At 40.0% G+C, this 25,406-nt stretch carries 19 protein-coding genes; 12 read left to right on the top strand and 7 right to left on the bottom strand.

The window, feature by feature from the left end; translation table 11 throughout:
- Positions 1-73 precede the first annotated feature (73 nt).
- From V7K30_RS05315 to V7K30_RS05280, 8 genes are all read left to right on the top strand, one after another.
- Entirely contained in the window at positions 74-1,507 is a 1,434-nt protein-coding gene (locus V7K30_RS05315) for an oligosaccharide flippase family protein (protein WP_334997803.1), read from the top strand.
- A 63-nt stretch (positions 1,508-1,570) separates the two neighbouring features.
- Positions 1,571-2,569, top strand: coding sequence for a glycosyltransferase family 2 protein (locus tag V7K30_RS05310; RefSeq protein ID WP_334997801.1), 999 nt, complete (start codon positions 1,571-1,573; stop codon positions 2,567-2,569).
- A gap of 340 nt (positions 2,570-2,909) precedes the next feature.
- Positions 2,910-4,148, top strand: a complete 1,239-nt coding sequence (locus V7K30_RS05305; RefSeq protein WP_334997799.1) for an O-antigen ligase family protein — start codon at positions 2,910-2,912, stop codon at positions 4,146-4,148.
- A 171-nt stretch (positions 4,149-4,319) separates the two neighbouring features.
- Positions 4,320-5,372 (top strand): glycosyltransferase family 4 protein, encoded by a 1,053-nt coding sequence (locus V7K30_RS05300; RefSeq protein WP_334997798.1) that lies wholly within the window; start codon positions 4,320-4,322, stop codon positions 5,370-5,372.
- A gap of 69 nt (positions 5,373-5,441) precedes the next feature.
- Positions 5,442-6,743 carry a UDP-glucose/GDP-mannose dehydrogenase family protein gene (locus V7K30_RS05295; RefSeq protein WP_334997796.1) on the top strand — a complete coding sequence of 434 codons (1,302 nt, stop codon included), beginning with the start codon at positions 5,442-5,444 and terminating at the stop codon, positions 6,741-6,743.
- Positions 6,744-6,948: 205 nt separating this feature from the next.
- Complete coding sequence (locus V7K30_RS05290; protein WP_334997794.1) at positions 6,949-7,713, top strand: FkbM family methyltransferase; 765 nt, start codon at positions 6,949-6,951, stop codon at positions 7,711-7,713.
- 33 nt (positions 7,714-7,746) lie between these two features.
- Positions 7,747-8,937: a glycosyltransferase family 4 protein gene (locus V7K30_RS05285; protein WP_334997792.1), complete on the top strand. Its 1,191-nt coding sequence runs from the start codon at positions 7,747-7,749 to the stop codon at positions 8,935-8,937.
- A 229-nt stretch (positions 8,938-9,166) separates the two neighbouring features.
- Complete coding sequence (locus V7K30_RS05280) at positions 9,167-11,395, top strand: GumC family protein (RefSeq protein ID WP_334997790.1); 2,229 nt, start codon at positions 9,167-9,169, stop codon at positions 11,393-11,395.
- 924 nt (positions 11,396-12,319) lie between these two features.
- Here V7K30_RS05280 and V7K30_RS05275 read toward each other — a convergent pair.
- The 5 genes from V7K30_RS05275 to fabI all read right to left on the bottom strand — a co-directional run bounded on the left by V7K30_RS05275 (position 12,320) and on the right by fabI (position 19,359).
- Positions 12,320-13,570, bottom strand: coding sequence for a right-handed parallel beta-helix repeat-containing protein (locus V7K30_RS05275; protein ID WP_334997788.1), 1,251 nt, complete (start codon positions 13,568-13,570; stop codon positions 12,320-12,322).
- A gap of 1,127 nt (positions 13,571-14,697) precedes the next feature.
- Positions 14,698-16,167 carry a polysaccharide biosynthesis/export family protein gene (locus tag V7K30_RS05270; RefSeq protein ID WP_334997786.1) on the bottom strand — a complete coding sequence of 490 codons (1,470 nt, stop codon included), beginning with the start codon at positions 16,165-16,167 and terminating at the stop codon, positions 14,698-14,700.
- A 518-nt stretch (positions 16,168-16,685) separates the two neighbouring features.
- The gene (locus V7K30_RS05265; protein ID WP_334997784.1) at positions 16,686-17,663 is read right to left on the bottom strand and encodes an ABC transporter ATP-binding protein; all 978 of its coding nucleotides are present in this window, start codon (positions 17,661-17,663) and stop codon (positions 16,686-16,688) included.
- Between the two features lie 202 nt (positions 17,664-17,865).
- Positions 17,866-18,501: an imidazoleglycerol-phosphate dehydratase HisB gene (gene hisB, locus V7K30_RS05260; RefSeq protein ID WP_334997782.1), complete on the bottom strand. Its 636-nt coding sequence runs from the start codon at positions 18,499-18,501 to the stop codon at positions 17,866-17,868.
- Positions 18,502-18,582: 81 nt separating this feature from the next.
- A complete protein-coding gene (gene fabI / locus V7K30_RS05255; RefSeq protein ID WP_334997780.1) occupies positions 18,583-19,359 on the bottom strand; it encodes an enoyl-ACP reductase FabI in 777 nt (258 codons plus the stop codon).
- A 379-nt stretch (positions 19,360-19,738) separates the two neighbouring features.
- Between fabI and ntcA the strand changes: the two genes are divergently transcribed.
- The 3 genes from ntcA to V7K30_RS05240 all read left to right on the top strand — a co-directional run bounded on the left by ntcA (position 19,739) and on the right by V7K30_RS05240 (position 22,671).
- A complete protein-coding gene (gene ntcA, locus V7K30_RS05250; protein ID WP_094347373.1) occupies positions 19,739-20,410 on the top strand; it encodes a global nitrogen regulator NtcA in 672 nt (223 codons plus the stop codon).
- Between the two features lie 168 nt (positions 20,411-20,578).
- Positions 20,579-22,069, top strand: coding sequence for a DUF3084 domain-containing protein (locus tag V7K30_RS05245; RefSeq protein WP_334997778.1), 1,491 nt, complete (start codon positions 20,579-20,581; stop codon positions 22,067-22,069).
- Positions 22,070-22,215: 146 nt separating this feature from the next.
- Entirely contained in the window at positions 22,216-22,671 is a 456-nt protein-coding gene (locus V7K30_RS05240) for a resolvase (RefSeq protein ID WP_334997776.1), read from the top strand.
- A gap of 37 nt (positions 22,672-22,708) precedes the next feature.
- Here V7K30_RS05240 and V7K30_RS05235 read toward each other — a convergent pair whose 3' ends face one another.
- Together V7K30_RS05235 and V7K30_RS05230 are read right to left on the bottom strand one after the other, a co-directional pair.
- Complete coding sequence (locus tag V7K30_RS05235) at positions 22,709-22,978, bottom strand: DUF3146 family protein (RefSeq protein ID WP_372726526.1); 270 nt, start codon at positions 22,976-22,978, stop codon at positions 22,709-22,711.
- Positions 22,979-23,242: 264 nt separating this feature from the next.
- A complete protein-coding gene (locus V7K30_RS05230) occupies positions 23,243-24,004 on the bottom strand; it encodes a hypothetical protein (RefSeq protein WP_334997774.1) in 762 nt (253 codons plus the stop codon).
- A 325-nt stretch (positions 24,005-24,329) separates the two neighbouring features.
- Here V7K30_RS05230 and V7K30_RS05225 point away from each other — a divergent pair, with 325 nt between their 5' ends.
- On the top strand, positions 24,330-25,196 hold the full coding sequence (locus V7K30_RS05225) for an aldo/keto reductase (RefSeq protein WP_334997772.1): 867 nt from the start codon (positions 24,330-24,332) through the stop codon (positions 25,194-25,196).
- Positions 25,197-25,406: the final 210 nt, after the last annotated feature.

Raw genomic sequence — 25,406 nt, 5'->3', positions numbered from 1 at the left:
AAAAAGTAAGTCTTGAGATTTATAGATATTGGTGATTCAAAATTAACGAAATAGGCTGATTAATAATTTCAGAATGGTAGAAAAGTACAAATTAATAAGTAATTCCCTCTCAATGATAGTCAATCGGTTAGCGCAAAGCGTTACAGCATTTGTATTAACCGCTGCTATTGCTCGTACTCTAGGAGTTGAGGCTTTAGGGCAGTATCTATTAGCGTATAGCTACTACTTTATGTTTGTGGGCATTGCTTCACAGGGGCTAAAAATATTGTTTACCAGAGAAATAGCCCGTGAACCAGAAAAAACATCTGTTTATTTAATGAGTGGTACCTGGTTGCAATTAATATTTAGTTTTTTGAGTTATGGGACGTTAGTTATTGTAGTGTTTTTACTTCCCTATAATTCCAAAACTTCTACTGTTTGCTACATTATGGGCTTAACGATTATTCCTTTTGCACTTTCCAACATCACGGAGGCAATTTTCCAAGCTAAAGAAAAGATGCATTTGATTGCCATTGCTACAGTCCCAGTGTATATCTTACGCCTACTAATAATGATCTGGGCAATGCAACTGAAGTATGGAATTGAATATCTGGGAGCGATCCTATTTTTTTCGGAAACATTAATTCTGGTAATTGAATGGATTCTGATCACACGCTTAGTCAAAATCCAATGGCAGATTGATAGAATTTTTGTATGGGATACAATTAAAAATGCACGGACATTTGTTGCTATTGAAGCAATGGCTGTAGTCAGTAGCAGAATTCAAATCTTGATTCTTTCATTGTTGGGAAATGAGTTTTTAGTAGGTCTTTTTGGTGGAATACTACAACTGCTACAACCCTTTTTGATTATTGCCAACAGTATCACTGTAGCAATGTTCCCGAGACTCTCAAAAGTAGCAGATCAAGGACGGGAAAAGCAGCAGCCGATCGCTGAAAGCTTTATTGAAATTCTACTAACTATGGGATTACCCTTATTCCTTGGATTGTTATTTTTTGGCAAAGATTTACTGGTTTTTATCTATACACCTAGTTTTGCTCAAGGAAGTTTAGCTCTGAGTATAAGTGCTATATCACTGCTTTTCTTGCCTTTCATACGCACACTGTGCTATTTACTTGTAGCCAATCATTTTGAGATAGTGAACCTGCGTGAAGTGCTTATTACAACTACATTAGGAAGTTTGGTAGGTGTGGCATTAGTTTCCCAATATCATTTACTAGGTGCAGCTATAATGGCATTGCTAATGACTATTCTTGGCTTTAGCCAGTATGTTTACTTCACATATACTCTCTTATTTCCATTAAATTTATGGCGAATGATTCGCCGTCCAGTTATAATTGGCACTTTGATGCTAGTTGTATTTTTAATTTTAAAAAATATTAATTTAGACTTTTTATTAACTCTGATTATTGCGACTTCCTCATATATTTTATTTGTTATTTTTATGAGTATTCATGCTTTAGGCGGAATTAATCTGATATGGGAAAAGTTTGTAAAAAAGGGATGAAGTTTCAATCTCGATCCTGCTTCTAAAATAGCAAGTTTGCAAAATCATAAGATAACTAGAGCAATGAATATTGAATATCTTCAACCAGAAAAAGCAACAACCCAAAAATTAGCAATGATAAATGAAAATAACCAAACAATAGTCAGCGTTGTAATTCCTACACGCAATAGACCACAAATTGTTGCAAGGGGTGTCATAACTGCATTAACTCAAACGTTGCAATCAATTGAAGTGATTGTGATAATAGACGGCCCCGATCAGGAAACAGTCAATGTCCTATCTCAGATAGCCGATCCAAGATTGAGAGTAATAGAACTACCAAAAAATGTTGGACCATCAGGGGCTAGAAATACTGGTGTGAGAGAAGCTAAAGGCACTTGGATAGCCTTTTTAGATGACGATGATGAATGGCTTCCAAAAAAATTAGAGCGTCAACTTGAAGTAGCAAATAATTCCCATTATGATTTTCCAGTTGTCGCCAGTCGTTTCATTTCCCAGACTCACAAAGGTGAGTTTATTTGTCCGAGAAGGCTACCTAACCTTTCTGAACATTTAAGTGAATATCTTTTTGCGCGTAACTCATTTTTTAAAGGAGAGGCCTGCATACAAACCTCAACTATTTTCGTGAAAAAAGAGTTAGTGCAAAAAATGCCTCTAGAAGAAAAATTTTACAGACATGAGGATTGGGAGTGGTTGCTTCGGGTTAGTGCTATCGAAGGTGTAGGAGTAGAGTTTGTACCTGAGCCTATGGCAATCTGGCATTCAGAAATGGGAATCAAGCGCTTAAGCAACATCAACGACTGGCAATATTCCTTAGATTGGATTCGTTCCACCCGCAATTTAGTAACACCAAAAGCTTATTCCGGCTTCATTGCAACAATTATCACTCCTTCTGCCTCCTTAGTAGGTGATTGGAAAGCCTTCTTTCCTTTGTTATGGGAAGCTATACGATGGGGCAAGCTCCGACCGATTGATATATGCTTGTACTTAACTATGTGGCTATTCCCTCAGCAGTTCAGGCAGCAAGTTCGCTCTATTTTCGCCAAGAAGTTCAAAACATAAGAGGCTCTTCACAAAAGAAAAGCAGAGGGCAGAGATAAGAAGAATTACAAAAAACAAAAATCTTGAAGCGTGAATTTCAAGACCACTAAAAAAGTGAATTGTGGCTATATAACCATAGTGCGAGATACAAAACGTCTGTCTTTAAATTACACGTTTTGAAGCGTAGATTACTTCTGTCTTCGGGCTTGATGAAAAAAATGTCAACCCCAAAAATACAGCCATCTCATCAAAACTGATTTAATAGAGAGAGATAGTAAAATATTTGTCAAAATAAACTGAGACTAGTAATTACAACTTTGTGACTTATATAATATACGATGATATTTACATATAATAAAAAATGAGAAAAATTTTAATTTTTGCTGAACAATTAGTTACAATAACTTTTTTGTTTATCTATTCAGGAACTCCACTAGATCCTTTTATAACGGATGGCTTTACTATCAAAGAAGGTGATAGAATCATATTCCGATTGCTTTTCACTTTTACGTATATAGTTACCCTTTTCTTAATTAGCCTACGTTGGAAGAAAGTTACTTACGTCTTTAGCAGAGATAAATTTATTTGGGTAATACTCGTAGTTTGTGCACTTTCTAGTTTTTGGTCTTTAGATTCAGATACTACTATACGTCGTGTTTTTGGTCTGGCAGGAACAATGCTCTTTGGGCTTTATTTAGCTTCACGCTACACCTTAAAAGAACAACTGAAGTTATGTGCATACATGCTTGGGATCTCAGCAGTAATGTGTTTCTTATTTGTTCTATTAATACCACAATATGGTATTGGAGGTATTGGTGGAGGTGATATTGACACAACTGCTTGGCGAGGAATATACCCACAGAAAAATATTCTTGGCAAGAGATTTGTACTTAGTGCAGCAATATTTTTCTTCCTTGCTATGACTAATCGAGAAAATCGCTGGGTTTCATGGCTAGGCTATTTTATTTCTGGAGTACTTGTATTATTCTCCAAATCAACAACATCTATGGGTAATTTTATAATCATTACAGCAGCTTTTCTTATATATTATCGAATAATACCTTTAAAATATAAATTTATGATACCTATTTTGACGTTCTTCTCAACCATTTGCATAGCATTTTATACATGGTTTATCTTACAAGCTGATACAATTCTAGGCTCAATAGGTAAGGACACAACACTCACTGGACGTTCAGAATTATGGCCTGCTGTGTTGCAGATGATTGCTAAAAAACCGTGGCTAGGATATGGCTATGGAGCATTCTGGATAGATCAGAACAGTGATCATTCTATTCTTATACAAACAATACAATGGGATGCTCCTAATGCTCACAATGGTTTTCTTGATGTCTGGCTAGCGTTGGGTCTACTAGGAGTTTTGGTTTTTCTAATTGGGTTCGTTATTAATTTATTAAGAGCCATATATTTAGTTCGGTGGAATCAAACATCTGAAAACTTATGGCTTTTAGTTTATCTTACCTTTATTATTCTTTCAAATCTAACTGAAACTTCATTGTTAGAGCAAAATAGTCTTGAATGGATACTTTATGTATCAGCAATATTAACAAGTAAAGTTTCTACACGCGCAAATCTGTAAAATAGAATCAACAGACTTCCTCAGTCTCAGGAGAAAACTAGGCGGTGCTTTTAATCTGGAAAAATAAATCAAACGATAAATTGTGATTCTTTCGTTGATACATTAATTAAAAATAGACCAATTATTGAAAAATTACAGCTTATGTGTCGAACTAATACTCTCAAGATTATTATGCTAGGTCCTAGCTTACTTCAACAGGGTGGTATTTCCGGTTACGAGAAACTTTTTTTGGAGTATGCTCCTTCTGAAGTCCAAATATTTCATATTATTACTCACGAGTATTATGAAGGAGCTATAGCATTCAAAATCATGGTGTTTTTGAAAGCTATATGGAAGTTTCTGTGGATGTTAATAAGGGAAGAAGTTGATATTGTTCAAATTGAAATTTCCCAGCGCGGCAGTGTTTTACGACAAGCAATTATGATACTTTTAGCTTGGGTATTTCACAAGCCGATAATTTTACATGCTCATGGTAGTCAATTTCATCTTTTCTACGCTGGACTTCCAAAATGGATACAGAAATTGCTAAGTTGGATATTTTGCAAGTGTCAACGCTTAATTGTATTATCCGAAAGTTGGAAAAGCTTCTACATAGAAAACCTTGGTCTGAAACCAGAACAAGTTGTAGTTTTTTACAATCCAGTAAAAGTTCCTGCTGAAGTTCCATACCGTTCCGTTTCTAGTAAAGTGAACTTACTTTTTTTAGGACGAATTGGTCAGCGTAAAGGAGCATTTGATTTGATCAAAGCTTTTTCTTTTTTGCCTACTGAATATAAAACCAGATCAAGTATGATTATGGCAGGAGATGGTGACATAGAACAAGCACGCAATTTAGTTACGACTTTAAATCTAGAAAATTATATACAATTGCCTGGTTGGATAGGGTCAGATGAACGTGATATTCTTTTAACTAAAGCGGATGTTTTTTTGTTGCCCTCTTACAACGAGGGTCTTCCATTAGCAATGCTGGAAGCGATGGCTTGGGAGTTACCAGTCATAGTTACACCAGTAGGAGGCATACCTGAGATAGTTACTCAATCTGAAAATGGATTAATCGTTAATCCAGGTAATATTGAGCAGTTATCAGATGCTATTAAGTCTTTGATTGAAAATCAGGCTTTGAGACTTTCTCTAGGAGCAAAGGCGAGAACAAGTGTTTTTCCTTTAGACATCAAAAAGCATTGGGTTGATTTTATAGATTTATATCACTCAGTATTAAATTAAGATGCTATGGAAGAGCGTTATAAGGGCTGAATTTTTTTGTCCTTTATGAGAAAATAACAGCTGGTAGTTATGAAAATTAGCATTTTTGGTTTGGGATATGTCGGTGCCGTAACAGCAGCTTGCTTGGCACGAGATGGACACGAAGTGATTGGGGTAGATGTAAATCCCGAAAAAGTGGATTTGATCGGCAAAGGAGAGTCGCCCATTGTAGAGCCAGGGCTGAGTCAATTGTTGGTTGATGGAGTCGCAGCTCACTTAATCAGAGCTACTACAGATACTGAAGCGGCGGTGCTAGCATCAGATGTTTCCCTGATTAGCGTTGGAACACCTCCAACAGAGAGGGGAGAACCGGATCTTACCTACGTTTGGAATGTGTGTAAGCAGATTGGGAAAGCCGCCATTCATAAGACTGAAAGCCATGTGGTTGTTTTGCGTAGCACTGTCCCTCCAGGAACATTGGAAAAGTGTCAAAATCTGCTAGATAGTCTCATAGGTGATAATTCTATTCATCTAGCATTTAACCCAGAGTTTTTACGCGAAGGTTCGGCTATCAAAGATTACGATCAACCACCTTATACCATTATCGGTACTGAATCTCCTGTGGCAGAAGCAGCAGTCCGGCAGATGTATGCCACAGTAGATGCACCGTTCACTGTAGTTAAACCATCTGTAGCAGAAATGGTTAAATATGTTGCTAATTGCTGGCACGCTACCAAGGTGGGCTTTGCTAATGAAATCGGACGGGTCGCCAAAGCCTTTGGCGTAGATGGACGAGAAGTAATGAACATCATTGTACAAGACACGAAATTAAATATTTCCCCTGTTTACATGCGTCCTGGATTTGCCTACGGTGGTTCCTGTCTGCCCAAAGATTTGAGTGCTTTGCTTTACTACGCACGGAACATGGATGTACCAGTCCCCCTACTAAATGCCCTTCCGACTACTAACAGCCTCCAAGTTGATTTGGCCGCCCAGCAGGTATTACGCCTTGGGGCAAGGAAGATTGCTATTTTAGGATTGGCATTCAAACCAGGTACAGATGACTTGAGAGAAAGTCCAGCAGTGCTGCTAGTTAAGCGATTGATTGGGGAAGGCTGCCAGATAAAAATTTATGACCAAGCCGTCTATGAAGCTCGGTTAATGGGAACCAATCTGACCTATATCCAAAATAACCTCCCTCATTTTGAGGAGCTGCTAGTTGCAGAACCCCAACAAGCTCTGGAGAGCGCAGAATTAGTAATAGTTACCCATGCTAGTCCAGAGTTTCGCCAGATATTACGAGAAGCGCTCAAAGAAATACAAATTTTGGATCTGGCAAGTGTGTTTACTGAACCGATTAAGGAGTTAAATTATTCTGGTATTGCTTGGTAAGCAAAAGATTGACAATGAAATAACTTAAGCATTTTCTGGATATGTACCTACCCTTTGCTTTGCTCAAGTACTGGTACATCCAGAAAATTATCACTATAAGTTGATATCTAGCGCATTTAATTACTCACTCACTGTAGATAAGCAAAGAACACCTCTGAATTTTCCGTTTTGAACTGTATAGTCTCACTGTTTTCAGGAGTAAATCATGAGTTTTCAAAACTATCTAATAAGTCTCTGCCCTCCACAATTCCGTATTCAAATTCTCTTTTATGTCAAGCAACTTAGAGGGTCACTTGATAATGAGATTAAGTACTTAGAAGATTTAGTTTCCAAGAACAGAGTTGCTATCGATATCGGAGCAAACAAAGGATTATATAGTTATGCACTTTCTAAGTTTTGTCGCGTAGTACATGCATTTGAGCCACAACCTGGAACTGCCGAAGTAATAGGTAAATCCAGAATCGACAATATAAAAATTAATAATGTTGCGCTTTCTGACACTGAGGGAACACTGACTTTACATATTCCAATCATCAGAGGAGAAATTTATTCCGCTCTAGCTAGTTTTAGGGAACCAGAGGGTCAACATCAGGATATAGAAGTACCAATCAAACGCCTAGATGATTACAACTTTCAAGATGTTTCATTTATAAAAATTGATGTAGAAGGACATGAGAGTCACGTAATCGAAGGAGGACGGCAAACCATTCTCCGAGAAAAACCAGTTCTTCTAGTAGAAATAGAGCAGAGACATCTAGGCAGTGAGCCTATTGAAGTAGTATTCGAGAAAATTACTGATCTTGGATATGAAGGTTGGTTTTTGAATCAAGGGAAATTTTTTCCTTTATCTCAATTCTCATATGAAAAATATCAAAAGCCGTTTTTGGAAGATGATACCAAAGCAATATTTAGTCATAAAAATAGAGGAAAAGTTAATAATTTTCTTTTTAAACCTACAAAAAATGACTAAAAAATGAAAAGCCAATTAAAAGGCAAATGAGATATGTCTAAGAAAGTTGTAATAATTGTAGAAAACCTACCCGTTCCCTTTGATCGACGTGTATGGATGGAAGCCACCACCCTGATAAAAGCTGGGTATGAAGTTTCGGTGATTTGTCCCAAAGGTAAAGGCTTTGAACAAGAATACGAAGTAATCGATCAGGTTCATATTTATCGCCACAAAATGCCACCTGATATCAGCTCGGTTTCAGGATATTTACGGGAGTATGGTACAGCTCTTTTTTGGGAGTTTCGCCTTGCCCATCGGGTGTGGCAAGAGCGGGGTTTTGATATTGTCCACATTTGTAATCCTCCAGATTTACTATTTTTGGTGGCAGGATGGTTCAAGTTGCTCAAGGGTGTAAGAGTTATATTTGATCACCATGATATCAATCTGGAGATGTATGAAGCTAAGTATGGACGACGAGACATTTTCTATTATGGACTCTCATTGGTTGAGCGATTGACCTTTACGACAGCAGACGTAGTTATCTCAACTAATGAATCTTACCTCTCGGTAGCACTTACCCGTGGAGGCAAGAGTCCAGAGGATGTCTTCGTTGTTCGCAGTGGGCCTGACCTTTCCCGTTTTCAACCCGTACCGCCCAACCCAGTCTACCGTAAAGGTCGAAAGTATTTGGTAGGGTATGTTGGCGTCATGGGAGAACCAGAGGGAATCGATTACCTGTTGCAATCGGTGCGCTACATTGTCTATGAAAAAAAACGCCAGGATATTCACTTTATGCTCATCGGTAGTGGACCGATGTTTGAGAAGCTTCAGGCACTATCTGAAGAGTTAGAAGTTAAGGAGTTTGTAGAATTTACCGGACGTATTCCTGATAATGAACTTTTGGCACGACTTTCTAGCTGTGATGTATGTGCTAATCCCGATAAAAAAATGCCCTACAATGACCGTTCAACGATGAACAAGATCATGGAGTACATGGCAATGGGAAAACCCATTGTTCAGTTTGACCTTTTGGAAGGAAGGCGGTCGGCAGAAGGAGCATCTGTTTATGCCAAGGGCAATGATGTCGTGGATTTTGCCGAGAACATTCTTGAACTTCTAGACGATAGTAAGCGGCGACAGCAAATGGGAAAGCTAGGTAGACAAAGAATGGAAGAGAAACTAGAGTGGCGACATCAAGTATCTAAACTGTTAGAGGCTTATGAAAAAGCTTGGCAACGCAAGTGAAGTACCCACTACTATATGCTTTGGATACAGTGGGGGCTTACCGTCTCACTCGCCGTTGCTATGTTGGGAATGCCACAAGGACATTCGGGATTAAACCTGATCCTGGACTTACATTGTAAAATAGTACTAGTCTTATCAATAGCTGCGCTTTGTACCTACTCTAATTTGTATCTACTCTAAGTAGATAAATATTGAGTTTATCGTTTAAAACCTGTACTTTTGAAGATTTATGTCAGAAAAATCTATGGAATCTAGAGAATCTATTGATTTAGACCTTAATCGTTACTTGTTGATATTGAAACGATGGTGGCTACCTGCTACTGCGATATTTGCAGCTACAGTTATGCTCAGTGCTGTAGCTACACAATTTATGAAGCCATCCTATGAAGCCGAAGGAAAACTATTATTTAGAATTCCTTCTTTTAAAGTAGTAGGATCTAATCTTTTGCCTAGTAACACTGAAGGAGGTGATGCAGGAGATTTAAAATCGCTGCTAGCAACTCAAAATCCTATAAACACTCAGATAGAAGTTATTTCTTCCCCTACTATATTGCAGCAAACAATAGATAAATTCCGACTGAAAGATAATGAAGGTGAACCTATAGAAGTAGAAAAGTTCCAAAAATCTTTGAAGATAAAAGTTGTTGCTGGGACAGATGTATTGCGAATTAGCTATACCAGCCCTGACCCCGAGCAATCAGCGGCAGTGGTCAACACAATCATGAGTCTTTATTTAGAAAATGATATTCTGACAAATCGCTCTGAGGCGGCAGCAACTCGTCAAAATATTGCCAAACAGCTTCCTAAAACTCAAGAGGCTGTTAATAATGCAGAAGTAGCACTACGTATATTCAAACAGAAGCATCAAATAGCAGATTTATCAGAGGAGACAAAGTCAGCCGTTACGACTATTGGGAATTTAGACAATGAGATGAATACTGTTAAGGCTCAACTGGACGAAGTAAACGCCCAAACCAATGAACTGCGTCAGAAAGTAGAGCTAAATTCTCAGGAAGCAATCGCTGTGAGTGCCCTCAGTCAGTCACCTGCAGTGCAAGGAGTTCTTACACAACTTCAAGATACTGATCGGCAGCTAGCGATTGAGCGTAGCCGTTTCCTAGATGACAACCCCATAATTATTAACCTAGAAGCAAAGAAAGCTAGCTTAAAATCCCTTCTGCAACAGCAAATTGGTCAGACTGTTGGCAATCAAACACAAATTCCGCAGAGCCTATTGCAGATTGGAGAACTTAGACAAAACCTGATCCAAAGTTTTCTGCAGTCAGAAATACAGCGCTTTGGTTTAGCTAAAAGACTCTCTTCTCTATATAATTCCCGTTCTATTTACGAACAGCGAGTGAAAATCATACCCCAATTAGCACAAAATCAGCGGGAGTTAGAACGGAAAGTTGAAGTTGCAGAATCGACATATCAAACTGTATTGAAAAAGGTTCAAGAATTACAGTTACTTGAGAATACAAATACAGCCAGTTCGCGGATTATTGCTCGGGCTTTAGTGCCAGATAAGCCAGTATTATTCAAAAAAATTATAGTTTTGGTGCTAGGAGTGATGTTCGGTTTATTTTTGGCCACTACAACTGTTCTCTTTTTAGGCATGAAAGATAGATCTCTGAAAACACTTAAGGAAGTCAGAGATGTATTTAGATATACGTTGCTAGGAATTATTCCTTTGTCTGTTAAAAAGGTTCGCTCCCGTTATTCAAATGTAGAATCAATAACTCAAAAAATTGCTGTCAGAGATACACCTTACTCTTTAACTAGCGAAATGTACCGAATGATTCAAGCCAATCTGAAATTCTTGAGTTCAGATAAAGTGCTCAAAACTATCGTTGTAACTAGCGCAGTTCCTAAAGAAGGCAAGTCTACAGTTTCAGCTAATTTGGCAGCAGCGATCGCTCAACTAGGACGTAAAGTTTTACTAATTGATGCAGATATGCGAGTTCCTTCTCAGCATCATCTCTGGCAACTAAGCAATGCAGTTGGTTTGAGTGAGGTTCTTGTAGAGCAGGTTGAATTTGACGTTACTGTATCTAAGGTAATGGATAATCTTGATGTCTTAACTGCTGGAGTTAGACCTCCCAACCCACTTGCTTTGCTTGACTCCAAACGGATGGCATCGTTAATTGAAAATTTCTCATCTCAACATAACTATGATTTTGTAATTATTGATGCTCCTCCCCTCCTTTTGGCAGCCGATGCTTTGACTTTAAGTCAAATGACTGATGGGATTTTGTTAGTAGCTCGACCTGGGGTAATTGATTCTAACAGTGCTAACGCTGCTCAAGAAATGTTAGAGAGATCCAATTACAATGTATTAGGTTTGGTCGTAAATGGAATCATTGATAAAAATGAATCTAGTAGTTATTTATATCATGATCACGAATATTTTAAACCAAGGGAGTTGAGAAAAGAACTTAAGGGACTTGCAAAAAAATAAAATCTCCAAAGTTTAGGGGCTACTAAAAGACATATCAATAAAGCATTGACTAGAATTTCGTAGTTCCTCTGACCCCAGATAGTTTATCTCGACTTGATCCAAATCAAATAACGTCACCTTGTTATTCGGCAAAAATTATAGCTTGTAACGTAATATTTTTTTCCATGTGACTAATTTGAGTGACATCGATAAGGAAACATGTCCATCATAAAAGTGACAAGCAGATTTGATGTGAGCAAAGTCTTTCTACAAAAACTACTCAAACAGAAGAAAATTAAAGGTAATCGAAACCTGTAAAGTAGGGTGGAAGTGTCAAGGGTAAGTTAGACGGGATTGAACATTAGTGATCACAGCTTTAAAGCTTTTTTACGCCAATTTTCTACAGCTAAGGTGTTCCACATTTAAATTGCATAATTAGGGTGATCATGTTGCCCACCCCAGAAGAATTATGTTTAATTTACTTATGCAAATTAGATGTTTTTCAGCTTACTACATACAAAAATGGTTGATATCCTAATTGCGACTGCACTTGATTTAGTTAATCTCAAGCATCTACGAAACTGGTTAACAAACTGCTGCTACTGTACTTCATAAACCTGTAATCTGCTGTATATCAGGTTCTGAATGTGGGTTACAACAATGGGTTGTATACAACAACTCTATATAAATCAGGATTTTGCCATACAACCCGATGTCATACTATTAACTCAATACCTTTGCCAAAACGGTTTCAAGAGAAGCGTGTGCTTGACTGTTAAGCAAAACTTAGAGCCGCAGTGCATGCAGATAGGACAATAAAAATTCCTTCCACAAAAATCATACAGGGTTTTATTGACTCAGTTTTTACCTGATGGCAAAAATAGGCACGCATCATCCAGTTTTGTTTTATGTCAATTTTCGTAAATTGGCAAAAGTCATTGTTAACTAATACCGCATTTCGTATGCCCCTCTATCGGATGCTGAACCATACACACGAGCCTTGCCTAGAATATCAGTTGTCAGATTATTCCACCTAGAACCACTGTTGATTGCCCGACTCCTTGGCTTCAGTCTAAAGTCGCCAATCGAGGCATTCATAAACTGTGGATCTGCCATAATATCATTAGGTCCGACGGCATTTACACTAAAACCATTGTAGTTGTAGAGGTTGTAGTTAAAAGTAACGTTGGTACTTTTAGTATTCAGGTTTATTGGTTTGTTAGGCGCAGAATAAAGGATGTTATTGACAACTTTGATATCATCTGAATGATTACTCATGATTTGCCCGGAATTAATTCCCGCAGTCTGGTTATTCAGATAAGTTGTGTTGTTGACAATATCGACATGGTCACTTTCATAGGTATGAATGCCCGAACCACCATTTTTATATGAGACATTGTTGGCAATCAAAGTACGTCCTCGATATCCATAATCTCTTGAACGATCAATAATAATGCCATTACCGTCTTGGAACTTTCCGTTCTCAATCCAGGGAACCAACATTTGATTGTTGTAGACCTTGTTTCTAGTCACAAACATCTTGTAGTTCTTGCTGTTGTCATAATTCCGAGCGTTGAGCAGCGAAATGCCGCTACAGCCGAAGACTGAGTACCAGGCATTATTGAATACCTCGTTATTATCCAGTGTCACATAGTCAGATTCTATAGCTGTAATGCCTCCGCCTCCACAATCATGTATTTTATTGTTGAGAATACGTATATGGTGGGTGTAACCACTTGCTCGTCCATCTATGCTGATGCAGTTTCCATTCGTCACAGGGTTGGATTGGTTATACTTCTGACTCAGCGCATAAGCACGGGTTATATTGCTATTGTTTCCTACAACCTCCAGCCCATTTACCTCAACATATGACGCTCCATTGTAAATCCAAATTCCATGCCATCCATTGTGCTGAAGTTTCGGCCGATGTCCAGGATATGCTTTATACGTAATCCATGCATTTGCTCTTCCAGAGCGTTTAATCTCTACTACCGCTCCATTTTTGATTGTATTCTTGTATACCCCATTCATAATAAGTACGGTGTCGCCAGGGTTAGTCAGATTTGCTGCTCTTTGAATTGTCCTAAAGGCGGATGAGGTAGTGAGTCCGCTATTTCTATCGTTTCCTGTACCACTAACATAGTATGTTGTCGCAGTTGGAATAGCACTGATCAGCCTGCGGCTGGGTAGTGACATTTCCTGATTAGTGGATGACTGACGAACATCTTTAACTAAAGACTCTGTTATTCTCTGCCCTTGAACCAGACCTGTTAATGCCCAGGGAAGTACAAGAGATGCGCTCAAACTGAGAAAACCGAAACCATGAATCATCATAGGGAAAAAATAGGGTATGTTGCAAAAACTGAATCGTCAACGGTCAGTAGCTCTAGCCTTAGTCAGTAACTCAGTATTGGATACGGTCGTATAACGGCCATATGTAAAGTTATACACGGTTTATTAGGTTTACACCTGGGCAATTTTGCGTAAATATAGCTTAAATGGTTTTTGAGCTTGTACTATAAGAAACCTCCTGTATCAGGTAAAACTACTGGATTAAAATTATCAGTATCCTGAGTTACCCCATTAATGGACACCAAGCAACCGTACAAATGGCGTCATTTCCAATTCGACATCATTTTACTGTGTATACGCGGTATCTATGGTTGAGATAGTATATCTGTCATCAATCAGTTAATTTACTTAAATAATTCTTATGATAATAAGAATCATAAAATGATAATAAATAAGGCAGAGACTAGCATGTGTCGCCTCTACCTTCTAAAATATTCTCATTATCATAATCAATCCGAGTATCTACAACAAAGCTTGCAAAAGCCTATCAATGCAGATTAAGAATTTTCAGTGAAAGTTTTAAAGTCTACAAAATTTGTCAATGAGTAATTTTACTAAAAATTTCTCTAATTATAGTGGATAGAAAACACAGTTTTGGAGGAAATGATCGCTAAGAGAAAACCAGTTATTAACCCTACTCTTGTCTTTACCTATGCTTGAGGCGGGTGCGTAGCTAACTTGTCTATATGAGTCCGAAGACGCCTTTTCTAGGCTACAAGTTTTTCTTTGGAATAAGAGACACTTTGCATAGCTTGCTTCTCTGTAAGAGTACGGCTATATGCGTCATATTTAAACGCATCATTTATTCTTACTCTCAAAAGGCAGTACAAGAGTTAATTTAATACTCCTATTATGAGTCTATATAGGATTGCTATATTAACTCTTGACTATTGAGCTTTGATTCAAGGATGGTGCAATTTTAGGGATGAAGAGGGTTGACCAACGCCCCTAATTTGCATCTATATCTTAAACTAGAGTCCGAAAATGTTCAGAAGATTAAGGATAATCCCTAGAGGTCCAGTTACAGTGCTTACGCTATCCCCAAAGCTAGCTGCACCAGAGCGATTGACTACCACAACATCATTATTGCGGAGTATGGGATTAGTTTGCTCATTAATTCCGGCGGAGAAATCGACTTTTACTATACGTTTAGTGACAGAACCATTAGGGTTGAGGCGAATCAAATCAACAGCCTTACTACTAGCTCTGGCATCATTAAATCCGCCAGCAGCGAGTATAGCTTGATTTAAAGAGCTATTCGGCTGAACGTCTGTTAACCCTGGTTTTTTAACTTCGCCTACTACACCAACTTGAATGCGTGTAGGAGACAAAGTAGTGGTAGCTAATTGAGTAGCTTCTGCGGGGTTGATTTCAGTTGCCGTCGGAATAACAATCGTATCTCCGTCTTGCACAATGATGTCTTGATTGGCGTCACCACTCTGCAATAGTTGCCAAAGATTGATATCTATAGCTTGTTCTGATCCAGTTCTTGTCGGGCGGCGTAGCTTGAGATTACGAACATCAGCCTGTGCTGTAATTCCCCCAGCTAATTGAATTACCCGCGTCACATTTGGTAAACCAGTGGGACTGGCAGTACCACTGTTAGTAGTTGCGCCCCCCTGAGCATCTGTGTTACCTGCGGTGACAAGATACGAACCGGGACGGTTAACTTCACCAATAATTGTTACTGTGCGGGGTGTGGTTTGGCTGGCGGCAAAGTTAGCTGCAAATATATTGCGGGATTCTGCTACGTTAAAGTTGGTTGCTGTTGGCACAACTATGGTATCTCCATCCCGCAAGGTAATATCCTGTGATAATCTGCCTGTTTGGATGAGTTCCTTCAAATTGACGGTGACGGTTTGCTCTGAAGATCGTCCTATTTTACGCCGTAATTGAACTTGAGTCACATCCGCAGCCAGGGTTACACCCTGTGCTGTTGTCAATGCGGCCAATAGAGTCGGATATTGTACACCTGGATTGTTCCCTGCACCTCCGCTCAAACTCAGAGTGTAAGCTCCTGGACGTGTCACCTCTCCAGCAACGAAAATATTGATGGGACGAGGTGATAACAAATTGACTGAGATCAAGGGGCGTTTGAGGAAGCGAGCATATCTTCTGGCAATTTCGTCGGCAGCCTGTTCAGTTGTTAGTCCGAGAACGGATACGCTGCCAATTAAAGGCAGGTTGATCGCTCCACCTGGCGGAACTTGGTATTCACCTGTATACTCAGGCACTTCAAATACATTTACACGGATGAGATCTCCGCCTCCTAATGAATAATTAGTATCTATTTGTGTTGGTGTGCTTGGTGTTTGTGTAGTTGATGGTAATGGTTGTCCCTGAGCTAGACTGACACATGGCACAGCGACGTTGACAGCACTTAACAAAGCCACACCCACAACTGGCTGAGTTAGGAATTTAAACAAACTTGTGTTAAGCATATTTACCTGAGACTCTGAAACTACAATCAATAAAGTACTGTCTAAACATTTTTATTTTGACTATACCTAAGTATTCAAGTTCCCCAACACTCTTATTTTCCTCGAAAAGTGTGATTTTCCGGAGGAAATTTGTTTATTGAATTTGAATTTTTAATGAAGTTAACTTAAAGTTAACGCTGCTTGAATAGAGCAATTATCAAAGAATATAGGATTTACGCAACTAAATGCAGTTTCTACAATAAATTCTCTGTTAACCACTAAAGTACTTACGAATAAAATTTTCTTGTAAAAGTCAATTTTATGACATTTAAACTGTAATTTAAAATCTGCTATGACTACCAAAATTATGAACAAATTCATTAAATAAATACAAATAACTTTAAAAAGAGATCGAAATTTGATTTTTTGTGGGTTGCTTGAGAAAGATAAACTCAAAAAGGTATAAATTTTGTTTGGGTTTTGTTCCTCAAGTCAACCTAAAGTTTACTATTTGACAATAAGTAAGAAGACTAATTCGGTCAGTTATTTTTTCTTTGGATTTGTTGAATAAAAAATTCTTCTAAGGAATGACGCGACAACTTCATGGCAATAATTTTACCCTCCATGAGACGAAGACTGGCGAGGAAATCATAGTAATCATCTTGTAGTGTACCTTGCCAGGAACCATCAGGCTCAAATCTGAGAGTGGGTATCCATTTTTTGAGAATTTCCCAGTCACCACCTTGGCCTTTGACGTGATATGTTGTGTTTTTTCCGCCTAAGAGTTCATTCAAGGAACCAGAGCAAATTAATTCACCTTGAGCGAGGATGGCAATGCGATCGCAAATCTGTTCTACTTCACTAAGAATGTGGCTGTTGAAAAAAATCGTCTTGCCAGCTGCTTTTAGTGCCAAGATAATTTCCCGCATTTGGTAGCGGCCTACAGGATCAAGACCAGACATTGGTTCATCTAGAAAAACCAATTCTGGCTCGTTAATTAGCGCCTGTGCCATACCAACACGCTGTAGCATTCCTTTAGAGTAGCGACGCAGGAGCTTTTTGCGGGCATCGGCTTGCGATAAACCCACTAATTCCAGCAGTTGGGGAATGCGTTGACGTTGGACACTTTTGGGAATTTGGAATAGCCCAGCAGCTAGCTGCAAAAATTCCCAGCCAGTCAGATAGTCATACAAATAGGGATTTTCTGGCAGATAGCCGATATATTGCTTAACACTGCGATCGCCTAGTGGCTCACCCAATAATAATCCTCGTCCAGAGGTAGGACGAATAATTCCCAGCAACAATTTTAAAAGGGTGGTTTTACCCGCACCGTTTGGCCCCAGCAACCCAAAGGTTTCGCCTTTGTAAACTGTTAAAGAACAGTTTTTGAGAGATACGACTTTTTGATTTAGCCAAAAACCAGTCCGATAGACTTTTCGCAACTCAGAAGTTAGGACTACTGGCGGAGTGTCGGTTGTATTAAGTTGAGAATCAGGGTCATCTGCAACAGACTTCATCTCGATTAAATCACTATTTACCAGCTTGGTATTAATTACAAGTTACCCAGTAGGCTGATAATAACCATCACCAACCAGTGTGTCAATTATCGCAAACAGAGTAAGTTAGGAGTTGGGAGTTAGGAGTTGGGAGTAGAGACGCGATTAATCGCGTCTACAGGAGTTGGGAGTTTTTTCTTCCTCATCTTCCCCTGCTTGCCTTCTACAAAACGCCCTTAGAACTAGGAATCACGCCAGCCCGACGGGGGTCAATTTCCACCGCCAGCCGGGTTGCCCTCGCAAACGCCTTAAATGTTGCTTCAATAATGTGATGGGAATTAATGCCATCCAGTTGCCGAATATGCAGTGTCATTTGGCTATGGTTTACTAGTGCCACAAAGAATTCTCGCACGAGTTGGGTGTCATAGGTTCCTACACGTTGGGTAGGAATTTGTAAACCGTAGCTGAGGTGAGGGCGTCCAGAAAAGTCTAGCGCTACCTGAACTAAGGCTTCATCCAATGGCGCAAGAAAGTTACCAAAGCGGACAATGCCTTTTCTGTCGCCTAGTGCTTGGTTCAAAGCTTGCCCTAAGGTAATGCCTACATCTTCGTTGGTGTGGTGGTCATCAATTTCCCAGTCTCCCTTGGCTTGGACATCTATATCAATCAGCCCGTGGGAGGCAATTTGATGCAACATGTGATTCAAAAACGGAACACCTGTTGCTGCTGTACAAGTTCCTCTACCATCCAGGTTGATGGTAACTTGCACATCAGTTTCACCAGTGGTGCGGTGAACAGTGGCAATTCGAGGGGTTTTAGTTGACTGGTCGTAGCTTGAATTAACTTTGCTAATTTGCATAGGGCATGGAAAGAGTTAGAAGTTAGGAGTTAGGAGTTAAAAATTCATAACTCTTAACTCATAACTCCTAACTTTATCGTGTTACATTCCCATAATTTCATATCCTGCATCTACATATAGAACTTGTCCGGTAATGCCACTAGACAGATCACTACACAAGAAAGCCGCAGTATTGCCCACTTCTAACTGAGTGACGGTGCGTCGTAAGGGAGCTACTTGTTCTACATGATGAATCATATCCAAAATTCCACCCACTGCTGAAGATGCCAAAGTGCGGATGGGGCCTGCGGAGATGGCATTGACGCGGATATTTTGCGGCCCTAGTTCGGCGGCCAGGTAACGCACACTCATTTCTAACCCTGCCTTGGCAACTCCCATGACATTATAGTTAGGGATTGCCCTGACACCGCCTAAATATGTCAAGGTGACGATACTACCTCCCTCTGTCATCAAAGGTTTCGCTGCACCACTTAACTGCACCAGAGAGTAAGTACTGATTTCTAAGGCGGTGTTGAAGCCAGAACGAGAGGTTTGGCTAAAATCTCCAGTCAGATCATCTTTGCTGGCAAAGGCCAGACAATGGATGAGGATATCTAGCTTTCCCCACTGTTCACGGATTGTCTCAAAGGTAGATTGAATCTGTTCATCATTTTGGACATTACAGGGAAGAAATAAGCTGGGGTTGAGAGGTTCTACTAATTCCGCAACTTTTTTCTCCATCTTGCCGCGTTCATCCGGCAGGTAGGTAATACCCAGATTTGCTCCGGCTTTGTGCAGCTGTTGGGCGATGCCCCAGGCGATCGAGCGGTTATTGGCAATACCAGTAACAAGAGCATTTTTTCCAGTCAGATTCAGCATAGAAATTATTAATGCAATCGATCATTAGGAGCATACTAGAATCTGAGGCACGTTTTGTCTTTGTTTTACACAGGATTTGCAAAAATGAATATTGGTAAGGGTGTTTGCTGTGACAAAATTCTTGATTTTTCCTAAAGATTTTCTCAAGATATCTTTATTTATTCTTTAAAAAACCTTTTAAATACAGCTATTGGAAGTACTTATCAACAATTAGTAGCTGAAAGGATCAACAATTATGTATCATTATAAACAAAGAGTTATGAAGCGATTAGTTTGAGTATAGGAAAGTACAGAAAGGTTGACGGTGCTTTATTCATTTTTCGGGTGTATTCTTAGGTAATCAGTTTTTGTTTTTCCGGCATTGGGTAGGGGAAGGGAGATGATCGTGACACAAGATAAAGCCCTAGCAAATGTTTTTCGTCAGATGGCGACCGGGGCGTTTCCGCCAGTTGTGGAAACGTTTGAACGCAATAAAACGATCTTTTTTCCTGGCGATCCTGCCGAACGAGTTTATTTTCTTTTGAAAGGTGCTGTTAAACTTTCCAGGGTGTACGAGGCAGGAGAGGAAATAACGGTAGCGTTGCTGCGGGAAAATAGTGTTTTTGGTGTATTGTCATTGCTGACGGGAAATAAGTCGGATCGGTTTTACCATGCGGTTGCATTTACTCCTGTGGAATTACTGTCAGCACCAATTGAACAGGTGGAGCTAGCACTCAAGGAAAATCCAGAATTATCAATGTTAATGCTGCGAGGTCTGTCTTCACGAATTTTACAGACGGAGATGATGATTGAAACTCTCGCTCACCGAGATATGGGTTCTAGGTTGGTGAGTTTTTTGTTAATTCTTTGTCGGGATTTTGGGGTTCCTTGTGCAGATGGGATCACTATTGATCTGAAGTTATCTCATCAAGCGATCGCAGAGGCAATTGGTTCAACTCGTGTTACCGTTACTAGGCTACTGGGGGATTTGCGTGAAAAAAAGATGATTTCTATCCACAAAAAGAAGATTACTGTGCATAAACCTGTTACCTTAAGTAGGCAGTTCACATAAAAGCAATTGGAGAAAGGGGAGTTGGCGCGTGTTGTGTTTTTAAAAATGACACTAATAGCTAGAGGTAAATCTAAAATTGAGCAATTTCAGCTATTGCCAATCTCCACTTCTTTTCAAACAATGGTTAAAAGTAGTAGGCTGTATCTGGAAGGATTTCGGTAGCTAAAGATGACCACCGGATACATCCTCATCGCAGCAATTTTGATCTTGGGAGGCGTAATTGCAACCGTGGGCGATCGCATCGGCACACGAGTTGGCAAAGCCCGCCTCTCACTTTTTAAGCTTCGTCCGAAAAATACTGCTGTACTGGTAACTATTTTTACGGGTGGTTTAATTTCAGCATCAACCTTAGGGATTTTATTCGCTGCCGACGAAGGCTTGCGAAAGGGAGTCTTTGAGTTAGAAGATATTCAAACAGACCTCAGACAGAAGCGGGAACAGCTAAAAACCGCCGAAACTCAGAAAAGTCAGGTAGAGGGTGAGTTAAACCAAGCAAGAATTGCCCAAACGAAAGCACAACAAGACTTGCAGGTAATTAATCAATCTTTGCAGGCGGCGAATGCCAAACAACGCCAAACACAAGCTCAGTTGAACCGCACCATTAGTCAACAAGCTCAAACCCAAACTCAACTCCAACGCACTCAAGGTCAGCTAGGACAAGTTGTAACTCAGTACCAAAAAGCCATAGCTGAACTCCAAAGCGTTTCCAATCAGAGAAAGGAGCTACAGGCGGCAGTTGGACTACTGAAGACAGAACGACAACGACTGTATGCTGAAGCTAAAAAAGCGATTGACGAAGCCAAAACAGCTATTGAAAAACGCGATCGCGAACTTGCTAACCGCCAAGAAGCGATAGAAGCACGCGATCAAAAAATTGCCCAACTGGATCAACTAATTCAAAAGCGTAATCTAGAAATTACAGCGCGAGAGCAAGTGATTGCCACACGGGAATCGCGCCTCAAAGAATTGGAAGCGCAACAGGAGCAACTAGAACTGGAAGTTGCAAGGCTAGAAAAATATTATCAGTCCTACCGCGACTTGCGTCTAGGGAAACTGGCCTTAGTTCGCGGTCAAGTTCTATCTGCTGGTGTAGTTCGTGTTACCCAACCTGCTGCTGCTCGCCAGGCAGTGATACAACTTTTACAAGAAGCCAATCGCAACGCCAACCTCGAATTAAGTGAGCCTGGTGCAAATCCTGCAAATGTAGAGCTACTGCGCGTGACCCAAGATAGGATTGAGCAATTGAGCAAGCAGATTGGCGATGGTAAAGAATACGTGGTGCGAATTTTCTCGGCTGGTAATTACGTTAGGGGAGAAAAGCAGATAGAATTTTTCGCCGATACAGCCCGGAATCAATTGGTTTTTTCGGGAGGCACAGTGCTGGCCACAACTACTACCGATTCTAAAACCATGACATCCTATCAGTTACAGCAGCGGCTGGAAATACTGATTTCTGCTTCCCAATTTCGGGCCCGTAACGCCGGAATTGTCGAAAATGTCCAAGTAGACGGGACTTTTCTGCGGTTTGTTACCCAATTAAGACAGTATAATCAACCATTGGAAATCAAAGCGATCGCCGCAGAGGACACTTATACAGCCGGGCCATTGAGAGTAAAATTAGTGGCAATAGTCAACGGACAAATTATTTTTAGTACTTAAAAAATAAAAAAATATTTGCACACTGTTATTAGTAAGATTTAAACATATTTTGAACAGCAGCTAAAATACTTCCTGTGATTCCATTTATTCTCTACGATCCGCTACGCGAACATTTCTAATTCTTAATTTTTAATTTTGAATTTATTATGAATTTCCGTGAATTTTCACCAACGCAACCAGTCATCTTGGGGTTTGATCCAGGTCGAGATAAGTGTGGTTTAGCGGTGATGGGACTGGATCGGCAACTATATTATCATCAGGTTGTGCTAGCAAAAGAGGCGATCGCCACCATTGAGACACTACGGCGAAAGTTTCCGATCTCCTTGATGGTTATGGGCGACCAAACTACAGCCAAGGAGTGGAGACAGCAATTATATCAGGAATTGACAGAACCCCTGAGTATCATTTTAGTGGATGAGCGCTACACAACCTTAGAAGCACGCGATCGCTATTGGCAAATGTTCCCACCCAAAGGGCTAATAAAGCTATTGCCACAAGGTCTGCGACAGCCACCAAGACCAATAGATGACATTGTTGCCATCCTTTTAATCGAAAGATACTTAAATCGCCTCACTGAATCAGAAGTGAGGAGTGAAGAGTGAGGAGACGCGATTAATCGCGTCTCCTCACTCCTCACTTTTAAAGTTCCGCCCGAATAGTAAAAGCATAGTCTCCTCCAGGCTCTAGCTGGTAATCTTGTTGCTCCAAGAACCGACCGAGGGGTTCTTTGATTAAGGCGCGGCCTTGGGAAGGCTTGACGGCAAGTTCTCCCCGGCGAAAATGCCACTGGAAATGCCACTCAAACTCACCTGCACTCACTTCGCCCTCAAGGAAGCCGTGTTGCCAAGATTGGCGGGTGATTCTGACATGGGCAATGGTTTCTGGCAGTCGTCTTTTAGCACTCACAATGCTTTATGTCAAGTGTAGAATAACAGCCGATCATGTAGGCTTCTTATTTTATTTACCAAACATAGCTTAATTAGACAAACCGACAAAGTGGGTATTTGTCGTTGACTAGGTTGTGTTAATGAGTCGGATGATTTCAGGATACTGAAGTTGCGGCTATAATCTGCACGAACTTAATACCGAAAAGCCTGTGAACGGTTACGCTTTATCTGTAAGCTTGTGACTTCAGTCTCAGGGCACAGTTACACATAATGGGAATAATTTTGGTTAATATTTTAGGAATAAGTGTATCCTAGAAACTGCATATTTGATGCTTTTTTCATCAGTGTATTGTGGGTTAATTGGAATTTCATGCCAAGATTTCAGCACAATTACAGCCCGATAAAGCTTGGAGTATTTATATTGCTTTTCTTGGATATCAAAACGCAGAATATTTTCTAGTGGATGTTCGATAACTTGGTTGCCACGGAGACTTTTACGTTCTATAAATACCTTATTGATACTCTTATAGAAAGTGCAGGTAGTTACAGGTGATGTTGCAAAAAAAGCAGCGATCGCCATAATAATCAATGTAAATAAATTTAATAAAAATAGATAATTCCGCTGATTTTGCTGCACTAATAGGGAAGTTTGCCCAGAGTTGATAAAATCGCTGATTTGAAAGGCAACTTCCTCATTCTTTTGATAGCTAACATGTGACAGCAGGGCAAAGTCTCCAAAGGGAGTTACAATCATAACTTGATAAGTTTTCGATCCTTTGCTACCAGTCTTTGTAAGAATGTATGCTTCCTGGAGATCAAACATTTTGAGTTTCTCCATACTTCCCAGCAAATTAAACCGCTTCAATTCACAGTTAATTTGGTTTGGTGAAGGTCGAGTACAACTGAGACTAACTGAAGCAGAATCAAAAACTAAGCAGTAAATCAAAAAGCTTAAACAGATAGTAAAAATGCACCACCCGCTGAACCAATATCTGAGTGGCCGATGCTTTAGCTGCAATCTGGTACGGGTTTCCTCTACAATTTTCATCGGTGCCTGTGTATAGAATACTTAACCCCTAAGTAGAGTATTCCCTTCGTAGCCCATTCACTTATCGCCAAATCTAAAAGGATGTTTGGAAAGCTCTGACGACTAGAAGTCTGGGCTACATGAGACTTTATCCACCTCCGGGGGTTAGAAAACCCTTGATTTTGCATTAGTCCACCTCCGTGGACTAAGCTTTGTGTAGTAGCGAATTCTATTCGCCTAATACTTTTCAAACATCCTCTAAGTACTAGGGAGGATTTCCGATGAATCCCTAAAAAAGCTTTGGCTAACTAGTAGATAATTGGGGCAGAAAGCTACAGCTAGAAACATGGAAACCAAACAGCTAGGAAAAACTGGTATCTTTGTGAGTGCGATCGGTTTGGGTGGTATGCCCATGTCAATTTCTAATCGCGCTCCTGAATCGCAATCAATCCAAGTTATTCATCGGGCTTTGGATCTGGGTATTACATTTATTGATACTGCCGACTCTTACTGCAAAGATGAGTCAGATAAGCACCACAACGAGCGGCTAATTCACAAGGCACTTAGTAGTTACAAAGGCGATGTTAGCCAAGTAATTGTGGCAACTAAAGGCGGTTTGATGCGTCCCGATGGCAACTGGGCAAGCAACGGCAACCCAGAACATTTGCGCGAAACAATTCGAGTTAGCTTTGAGGCGTTGGGTGGTGCTAAACCCATCGATGTTTGGCAATACCATTCTCCTGATACTAATTACAGCATTGAAAAATCCCTTACGGCAGTTAAAGAAGCAGTAGAGGCTGGTTTGATTCGGTTTGTGGGAGTTTCTAACTTTTCCGTTGAACAAATTAAGCAGGCGCGGGATGTGGTAGATATTATCTCGGTGCAGAATCAATACAGCCCTTGGCAACGACAGCCAGAAAATGATGGCGTGTTGAAGTATTGCGAACAGCAAGAATTGACTTTTTTGCCTTGGAGTCCTTTTGGTGGTAGGCATCGCCATCAGGACTTGCAAGATATCCCAGCGATCGCTCAGTTAGCTAAAGAAAAAGGCGTGTCGGTGTATAATATCGTTCTGGCGTGGTTGCGTTCCAAATCGCCCGCTATTTTGCCAATTCCTGGTGCTAGCAAGGTTTCCAGCATTGAAGACTCAGTACAAGCTATCAATGTGAAACTATCTGATCAAGAAGTGCAAAAAATTGATCGGGCGACTTAATCATTCCACTAGCTAACGTAGATTTAGCAGAGTGCAAAATGTAAAAGTTAAAATTCCTAGATTGCCTGCACTCAGCGCATAAAGAAAAGACATGATCTTAGAAACACACCGCTTGCTAATGCGTGACTTTATAGAGGCAGACTAGCAGGCGGTTTTTCCCTATCAATCTGATTCTTTGTACTTGCGTTACAACGATTGGACGCACCGGAC

The sequence above is a fragment of the Nostoc sp. genome, from assembly GCF_036917655.1.
In the GTDB taxonomy this organism is placed as follows: domain Bacteria; phylum Cyanobacteriota; class Cyanobacteriia; order Cyanobacteriales; family Nostocaceae; genus Nostoc.
This window is presented reverse-complemented; position numbering and strand designations above follow the sequence as displayed.